The 7,753-nt window shown below is 67.8% G+C and carries 9 protein-coding genes; 2 read left to right on the forward strand and 7 right to left on the reverse strand.

Going from position 1 to position 7,753, the window contains the following annotated elements; genetic code table 11:
* The 3 genes from A5698_RS09495 to A5698_RS09505 all read right to left on the reverse strand — a co-directional run.
* Positions 1 to 736, reverse strand: a 736-nt coding sequence (locus A5698_RS09495) for an AMP-binding protein (protein ID WP_156670680.1), incomplete at its 3' end; no start/stop codon positions are given.
* Between the two features lie 32 nt (positions 737 to 768).
* The gene (locus tag A5698_RS09500) at positions 769 to 1,959 is read right to left on the reverse strand and encodes an amidohydrolase family protein (RefSeq protein ID WP_067083592.1); all 1,191 of its coding nucleotides are present in this window, start codon (positions 1,957 to 1,959) and stop codon (positions 769 to 771) included.
* A 202-nt stretch (positions 1,960 to 2,161) separates the two neighbouring features.
* Entirely contained in the window at positions 2,162 to 3,742 is a 1,581-nt protein-coding gene (locus tag A5698_RS09505) for an AMP-binding protein (protein ID WP_068295809.1), read from the reverse strand.
* A 90-nt stretch (positions 3,743 to 3,832) separates the two neighbouring features.
* Between A5698_RS09505 and A5698_RS09510 the strand changes: the two genes are divergently transcribed.
* Entirely contained in the window at positions 3,833 to 4,549 is a 717-nt protein-coding gene (locus A5698_RS09510; RefSeq protein ID WP_067083596.1) for an enoyl-CoA hydratase/isomerase family protein, read from the forward strand.
* Positions 4,550 to 4,632: 83 nt separating this feature from the next.
* Here A5698_RS09510 and A5698_RS09515 read toward each other — a convergent pair whose 3' ends face one another.
* From A5698_RS09515 to A5698_RS09530, 4 genes are read right to left on the reverse strand one after another with little or no spacing between them, the layout of a single operon-like run.
* Positions 4,633 to 5,163, reverse strand: coding sequence for a VOC family protein (locus tag A5698_RS09515; RefSeq protein ID WP_068295813.1), 531 nt, complete (start codon positions 5,161 to 5,163; stop codon positions 4,633 to 4,635).
* Positions 5,160 to 6,182: a zinc-binding dehydrogenase gene (locus A5698_RS09520; RefSeq protein ID WP_197506727.1), complete on the reverse strand. Its 1,023-nt coding sequence runs from the start codon at positions 6,180 to 6,182 to the stop codon at positions 5,160 to 5,162. Before A5698_RS09520 ends, A5698_RS09515 begins: the two co-directional genes overlap by 4 nt.
* 1 nt (position 6,183) lies before the next feature.
* Positions 6,184 to 6,990 (reverse strand): SDR family NAD(P)-dependent oxidoreductase, encoded by an 807-nt coding sequence (locus A5698_RS09525; protein ID WP_068295815.1) that lies wholly within the window; start codon positions 6,988 to 6,990, stop codon positions 6,184 to 6,186.
* Positions 6,987 to 7,406 carry a nuclear transport factor 2 family protein gene (locus A5698_RS09530; RefSeq protein WP_067083599.1) on the reverse strand — a complete coding sequence of 140 codons (420 nt, stop codon included), beginning with the start codon at positions 7,404 to 7,406 and terminating at the stop codon, positions 6,987 to 6,989. The genes A5698_RS09525 and A5698_RS09530 overlap by 4 nt, the downstream gene beginning before the upstream one ends.
* Before the next feature lie 84 nt (positions 7,407 to 7,490).
* Here A5698_RS09530 and A5698_RS09535 point away from each other — a divergent pair.
* Positions 7,491 to 7,753, forward strand: a 263-nt coding sequence (locus A5698_RS09535) for a Zn-ribbon domain-containing OB-fold protein (protein WP_231967362.1), incomplete at its 3' end; no start/stop codon positions are given.

Below are 7,753 nucleotides of genomic sequence, written 5' to 3' on the forward strand. Positions count from 1 at the left end.
CGACGGTCAGCAGCGAGTGGTACAGCGTGGGCGGGCCGGGCAGCATCGTGATGCGTTCGCTCTCGATGAGCTCGACAACCAGGTCGACATCGAACGCGGCGACGGGAAGCATCGTGGCGCCCCGCAGGAAGGACGCGATGAGCCCGGCCTTGAGCCCGAACGTGTGGAAGTACGGGTTGATCATCAGGTAGCGATCGCCTTCGCGCAGATCGGCGAGGGTGGCCCACTCCTCGTACGCGCGCAGCGTCTGGCGGTGGTTCATCATCGCACCCTTGGGCCTGCCCGTGGTGCCCGAGGTGAAGATGACGTCGGCGATGTCGGAGCCCGTCAGCTCGGCGACGCGGTCGAACGGTTTGCCGGAGGACAGGAAGCCCGACCCCAGGTCGATCACCGGTGCGTCCGTGGTCACCGAGTAGTCCAGGCCGAGGAAGTCCTTCTGAACCAGCACGGCTTTCGCGCCGCTGCGACCGATGATGTCGGCCGCCTCCTCCGGTTTGAACCGGGTGTTGACCGGCACCAGCACGCCGCCGGCGGCCAGCAGGCCGAAAGCCGCGATGATCCAATCGGCGGAGTTGGGCGCCCAGATGGCGAGCCGATCGCCCTTGGCGATGCCGAGGTCGGCGAATGCGCCTGCCGCGCAACGGATCCGCTGCACGGCCTCGGCGAAGGACAAGCGCAACGGACCGTCGACGATCGCTTCCGCGTCGCCGAAACGGTCCGCTGCGCTCAAGACCATCCCGGGGATGGTCTCCCAAGTGGGGTGCTGGGTCACACGGTGACGAGGCGACCCAGGTTGCCGCCCATGATCTTCGCCTGATCCTCGACCGACAGGTGCTCGAGTGCGGTCACGTAGTGGGTCGGCTCGGCCAGGCCCTCCGGATGCGGCCAGTCGGACCCGTAGAGGACCTGCTCCACGCCGATCAGGTTGATCAGGTCGTCGATGCCCTCCTCGTAGAAGGGGCTGACGTAGATGCGGTTCTTGATCTCCTCGATCGGGTTGCCCAGGAAGGCCTCGGGGGCCTTCTTGTACACCTCGGCCATGGAGTCCAGCAGCGGGAACATCCACTTCGAACCCGCCTCGACGATCCCGACCTTGAGCTTCGGGTGCCGGAACAGCGCGCCGTGAATCACCCACGAGGCCACCGCATCCTGGATCGGGCGCCACTCGTTGAGGATCGACATCGCGTTGGTCTGGAACGGCAGCATCTCCTGCGCGACGCCGTCCCACTCCGAGGTGTAGCGGGAGTAACCGCTGTCGGAGGAGTGCATGCCGACGAACACGTCGTACTCGACGCACTTCTCCCAGAACGGATCGAACTCGGGCAGCGCGAACGACCGCGGGCCGCGGAATCCGGGCACCGGCGCGGGGCGGACGAGGATGGCGCGGGCACCGCGCTTGACCGCCCAGTCGAGCTCCTCGATCGCCTTCTCGACGATGGGCAGCGTGATGACCGGCGTGACGAAGATGCGGTTCTGGTAGTTGAAGCCCCAGACCTCGTCGAGCCACTGGTTCAGCGAGTGGATGATGACGTGGATCGCGACCGGATCGTCGCGCAGCCGCTCCTCGATGAGGCTGGCCAGCGTCGGGAACATCAGAGAGCGGTCCACGCCGAGCTCGTTCATGAGCTCCAGGCGCGGTCCGGGTTCGAAGAACGCCGGGATCGAGCGCATCGGCTCACCGAACAGCTCGCGCTTGCTCTTGCCCTCGGGGTTGCCGAACTTGAAGTACTCCTCCCAGGCGCCCGGCTTGGCGACGTGGGAGAACGTCGGGTTGGGGATGTAATTACTGATCTGCCCCTTGATGGCGATCTTGGTACGCCCGTTGACCTCGACGTACTGGACGACGTCCTTGTACTCCTTGGGCAGGTACTTGGTCATCGCCTCCGGCGGCTCGTACAGGTGGTTGTCCGCGTCGAACAGCGGGAACGGGATGTCGACCCGATGTGACAGTTGCCCCATGGAACACTCCTTTTCGTCTCGGGAGAATCCTATTCTCATTGGTGTCGGCTGCGCAATGCGCCTTCGGCCAAATGGTTGTCGCCGGCGGACGCACTTCCGCGCTCCAATGTTGCTCGCGAGACGTACACGAGGGCTGTGGGTCGGCCGCGATTCACGACCGTGGCGTACGTTTCGCGAGGGCGGCGGCGCGTCGCCGGCGGACTCAATTCCGCGCTTTGGCCCGCACCTGCTCACGAAGGACGACCTTCTGCACCTTCCCGCTCGCGGTGCGCGGATAGTCCTGCCCCTCGGGCACCTCGTGCAGTTCCTCCGGCCACTTCTGAATCGCGACACCGGCCCGCTTGAAGTGAGTGCGCACCTCGTCGAGCGTCGGCATGGCGCCGCCCGCCCGAATGCGCAGCACCGCCGCGGCACGCTCACCGAGCCGGGCGTCAGGTGCTGCCACCACGACGGCTTCGGCGACGCTGGGCATGCCGAGCAGCACCTCTTCGACCTCGAGGGCGGAGATGTTCTCTCCCCCTCGGATGATCACGTCGGCCTTGCGGTCGGTGATGGTCAGGTAGCCGTCCTCGTCGAGCACCCCGACGTCGCCGGTGTGGTACCAGCCGTCGTCGTCGAACGCGCGCCTGGTCATCTCGTCGTCGGTGTAACCCAGGCACAGATCCGGTCCGCGCGAAAGGATCTCGCCGTCCTCGGTCAGCTTGATCTCGACGCCGGGACGCGCATCGCCGTCGGTGTAGAGCCGCTTGTCCTCGGGCGCGGTGGGCCGCGAGCCGGTGATGGAGGGGTGCTCGGTGCTGCCGTAGGAGCGGAACACGAAGAACCCCATATCGGCGAGCCGGCGTGTCACCGCCGCGGGGACGGTGGATCCGCCGAGGCCGACGGTGGTGAACCGGGAGCGGTGTGCGTCGGTGCAATCGGGATGGTCGAGCAGGCTGGTGACGAAGTAGGGCGGCCCACCGCCAATCGACATGCCTTCGGACTCCATGAGTTTGAGCACCTTGCCCGGGTCCCACACGTCGCACAGATCGATCGGGGCGCCCTCGAGTACCGGGATGAGGAACGCACCGAGCATGCCGATGAAGTGACCGATCGGCGTAGCGGTGAGCTGGCGTCCGCGGTCCTTGGGGTAGTTCTCCAGCAGCTGGCGAGTCTCGAAGCCCAGCGTCTGATGGCTGTGCACAACACCTTTCGGCTTACTCGTGGTACCCGAGGTGAACGCGATCAGCGCCGGGCCCGCCGGGTCGGTGGCCAAGGTGCCCGACATCGGGGCGTCGTCGAAAAGATCGTCGAAGCTGTGGACATGCTCCTCGCGCAAGCGCTCGTCGGCCCCCACCAGCGCCACGATCGGGACGTCGGCGGCCAGGTCCGGCGCGAACACCATCCGGCCGAATTCCCGCGCGGTGATGAGGACTTTCGGCCGCGCGGTCGCCAAGATGTGCGCGAGTTCCTTGCGGCCGTAGAAATGCACGATCGGCACCACGACCGCGCCAAGGAACGCCGAAGCCCAGAAGGCGACGGCGGCCTCCATCCAATTGGGCAGCTGTAGCGCCACGACGTCGCCAGGGCCGACGCCTCGCTTGTGCAGACCCGCCGCGAGGCGACGGGCCCGCAGTTCGACATCGGCGAACGTGCCCGCGTACGGCCGGACGTCGGAGTGCACCCAGAAGCCGGTGTCGGGGTTCTGGGCCAGGTGGCGGGCTAGCAGCTCACCGAGCGTGTCCGGGGTCCACCAACCTTCCTCCTCGTAGCGTTTGGTCAGCTCGACCGGGATGTTGCGCATGGACTCCCCACACTCAGGCGGCTGCTCCGACTCGAGGCGATGCTATTCTCTGAATCCGAGAATGCCAATATCGCAAATGGAGAACGGTTGATGGTAGACCTCGAGTTGGACGACGGCTTGGCGGTCATCACCATCGACCGGCCGCAGGCGCGCAACGCGATCGCGCCCGAGACCATGGAGCAGCTCGACGACGCGCTCGACCGCGCCGCGGGCGCAACCGCGCTGGTGGTCACGGGCGCCGGCGATCGGGCGTTCGTCTCCGGCGGTGATCTCAAACAGCTCGCGACCCTGCGCACCGAGGCCGACGCGGCCGCGATGGCGCGGCGGATGCGCGCGGTGTGCGATCGCATCGTCGCGTTCCCCGGCGTGACGATCGCCGTGCTCAACGGCCATGCGCTCGGCGGCGGGGCGGAGTTCGCGACCGCGGCCGATATCCGGCTGGCCGCCTCCGACATCAAGATCGGCTTCAACCAGGTGGCGCTCGAGATCATGCCTGCGTGGGGCGGCGCCGAGCGGCTGGTCGAGATCGTCGGCTACAGCAGGGCGTTGCTGTTGGCCGGTACCGGCACGATTCTGTCGGCCGACGAAGCCGAGCGCGTCGGCCTGATCGACCGGGTGCTCGCGCGGGAGACGTTCGACGACGACTGGCGCGCCGTCGCCCGCAAGCTCGCCCACCGGGCCGCCGGCGAGATCAAGCGTGTGATGAAGGGCGCCTCGACCGACGAGGCCGTGAACGCGTTCGCGCGGCTGTGGGTCTCCGACGAGCACTGGGCCGCCGCCGACAAGGCCATGAACCGCGGCAAGTAACTCCCGTCGCGCGAGCGCGCGTGTTTGCACACGACACGCCGCGCATTGTCAGCACTTTGCGCACGCTCACGCGCCGCGAAAGATCAGCCGCCGAGAACGCGGATCGGGTCGCTGCCGTTCCAGTTCGCCGCGGCGTCGCGCACGAACGACGCCATCCCGCTGGTGATGTCGGTGAGCTCCATGATCTCGATGATCTGCGCGACCTGCGCCCGGCCGGCCGGCGGTTCGACGTACGCGAAGCGGGTACCGACGTCCTCGCCGCCCGACCACACGACCGGCCAGCCCGCCTCGGCAATCGCGCGCATGGTGGCGTCGAAATCGGTTGCCCAGTAGGCGAACTGATGGAATCCCTCACCGTGGGCGTCGAGGAACTCGGTGAAGACGCTCGGCGCCTCGCTCTGCTGCTGGATGAGCTCGAGCTGCATGTCGCCGCTGTTGCTCAGCGCCAGCGACTGGGTGATCTCACACGGCTCGCCGCGATAGCGCGCGGCCAGCGTCAGATCCCGCATGACGAACCAGGGCCCCACCCCCAGCTCGAGCCAGCCCGCGATCGCCCGGTCGATGTCGGTGACGACGTAGCCGATCTGGCGGATGGGGCCCGGAAGGACTTTCACGGCGCCCCCGGATGGACCACGATGCGCGGCGGGCCCGACCCCCTGCGCGCCTGATCGATGGCCTCGGGCACCTCGTCGAGACCGATCGTCGCGCCGATGCTCGGCGTCGGATCGAGGCGACCGTCGACGACCGCGTCGAGAGTGCCGTACCAGTCCTGCGGATGAGGCCCGCCGCCGAACTGGATCGTCATTCCCTTGTGGGTGGCGGCCGTGCAGTCGATCGTGCCCGCGTCGTACCAGCCTCCCGCGGCGTGCACCCGCGCGAGGAACTCGCAGTTGTCGACGATCGTTTGCATCAGACCGTTGGCGCCCACGCACTCGAAGATCACCTGCGTGGTCTGGAAACCCTTGGCGCGAAACGTCTCCCGCCACACGTCGTAGGGGTCGCGCTGCGCCGGGTTGACCAGTACGTCGGCGCCGAACTTCGCGGCGTATCCGAGTCTGTCGTCGCTGTAGTCGGACACCACGATCGACTCGATGCCGCGCTTCTTCAGCGCGGCGACGGTGGACAGCCCGATGGCGCCCGTGCCGGTGACCAGCGGCAGATCACCGGGGCCGGCGCCCGAGCACCGGACGTAGTACTCCCCGACCGCGAACGCGTCGACCAGCGCGACCGCGTCGTTCGGCGCACCGTCGGGCACCCGTCGCGACATCATCTCCGAGACCACCATCAACTCGCCGAACGCGCCGTGGGCGTCGGGATGGTGTCCGATCACCAGCGGTTCCTGACCCGCGCGGATCAGGATCGGCATGCTGGTCACCTTGGTTCCGACCGGGAAGTCGCCCGAGCAGTCGGGCCCGTGGCCCACGACCTCCCCGACGAACTCGTGGCCCATCACGGTGTCGCGGTCGGGATCCCACAGAAATCGCGGCGACGAGTTGGGATGGTCCATGTAGTGAACGTCGGATGCGCAGATCGCCGCCGACAGCGGCCTGATCAACAACTCCCCCGGCCCGGGCGACGGATCGGCCGTCTCCCGGACGTCGAGCTTGCCGTCGCGAAGCACCACCGCGCGCATGTCAGACCTTCCTCTTGGCCGCGAAATCGGTTGAGGCGGCGCTGATCATCTCGACGAGTGTGCGCCGGTCGACCGTCCACACCTGCGAGGCCATGGCGCGATTGTTCTCGCCGACGACGTAGGTGGGTCCGTTTCCGATGTTCGCGATGATCTCGGCGGCGACGTCCTCGGAGCGCATCTGCGTCTGCGGGTCGTAGTCGACACCCATCCGCGCGAGCGCCGGGGTGTAGGTCATGCCGAGCGGAGTGCAGCACACGTCCACGCCGTGCGGACGCAACTCCGCCCACAGCCCCTCGGCGAACGTGTGCTGGAACGCCTTGACCGCGGAATACACCGCCAGCGTGGCCGACCCGGCCAGGCAGGCCAGCGACGCGACGATCACGATGCCGCCGCGGCCGCGCTCGGCCATCGCCGGTCCGAAGTGTCGGGCCAAGGCCATCGGCCCGACGCAGTCCAGCGCGACCTGTTTGAGCGAGTACTCGAGGTCGTTGTCGAGAAACGTCGTCGTACGGTCGGAAGCGCCCGCGTTGTACACGATCAGCCCCACGTCGAGTCCGTCGGTCGCCGCCGCCACCTTCGCGACCACGTCGGGATCGGTGAGGTCCTGCACGACGGCCTGCACCGCAACGCCGTGCCGCTCACGCGCCGCGGCGGCGACCTGGTTGAGCAGCGCTCCATTGCGTGCGATCAGCACGAGGTCGAGCCCACGCGACGCCAGCTGATCGGCCATCTCGGCGCCGATGCCCTCCGAGGCCCCGGCGATCACCGCCCACGGTCCGTACCGCGCGGCGAAGTCGCCGACTGTCACGGCGCGACGCCGGCCGCGCTCATCACCCGCGCGATGTTGGTGGTGCGCTTGGCGATTCGCCACCCGTCCGCGGTCCTGACGAGCTCGTCGTCGTAGTGACCGAGGGCATCGATCCAGCTTCCGCCGTCATCGGGCACGGCCTGCAGCACCGCGCGCACGTAGGACCGCGCAGTCGCCCGGTCGGCGTCCACGTCGACGACGATGTTGGAGATGCGGTGGTAGGTCTGCCCCATGCCGCCGTGGATCTGCTCCATCAACGTGGTGAAGGCGTCGGGATCGGTGAAGGTCCCCAGGTCGCCGTAGTCGATGTCGACCTCGTCGGCCCAGCACGTGCGGAACAGCTTCCAGTCCTTGAAGTCGATCCCCGTCGCGTAGCGAATCAAGACCTCGGCGATCTGCGCTTTATCGGCGTCCACATCGGGGAGGCTAGCAGCGCGTTGACTCGTTGACGACCCTGGTTCTCTCTAGACGAGAACGTCATTTCCAGTTATCGTCGGCGCGTGCCGACACAGCAAGTGGCGCTCGCGCCCGAAATCTCGACCTGGCCCGATGACAATCCGCAGCTGATCGGAAGCCGGTGCGGCGCGTGTGGCGCCACCGCCTTCCCGGTTCAGCAGCGCTGCCCGCGGTGCAGCGCCGGTGACATGTCCGAGCTCAAGCTGCCCCGGCGCGGCACCCTCGTCGCGTGGACGACGCAGGGCTTCCCGCCCGGCGCCCCGTACAAGGGTCCTACCGGGAACGACTTCGTGCCCTTCGGCGTCGG

This window comes from Mycobacterium sp. E136, assembly GCF_001666865.1.
In the GTDB taxonomy this organism is placed as follows: Bacteria; Actinomycetota; Actinomycetes; order Mycobacteriales; family Mycobacteriaceae; genus Mycobacterium.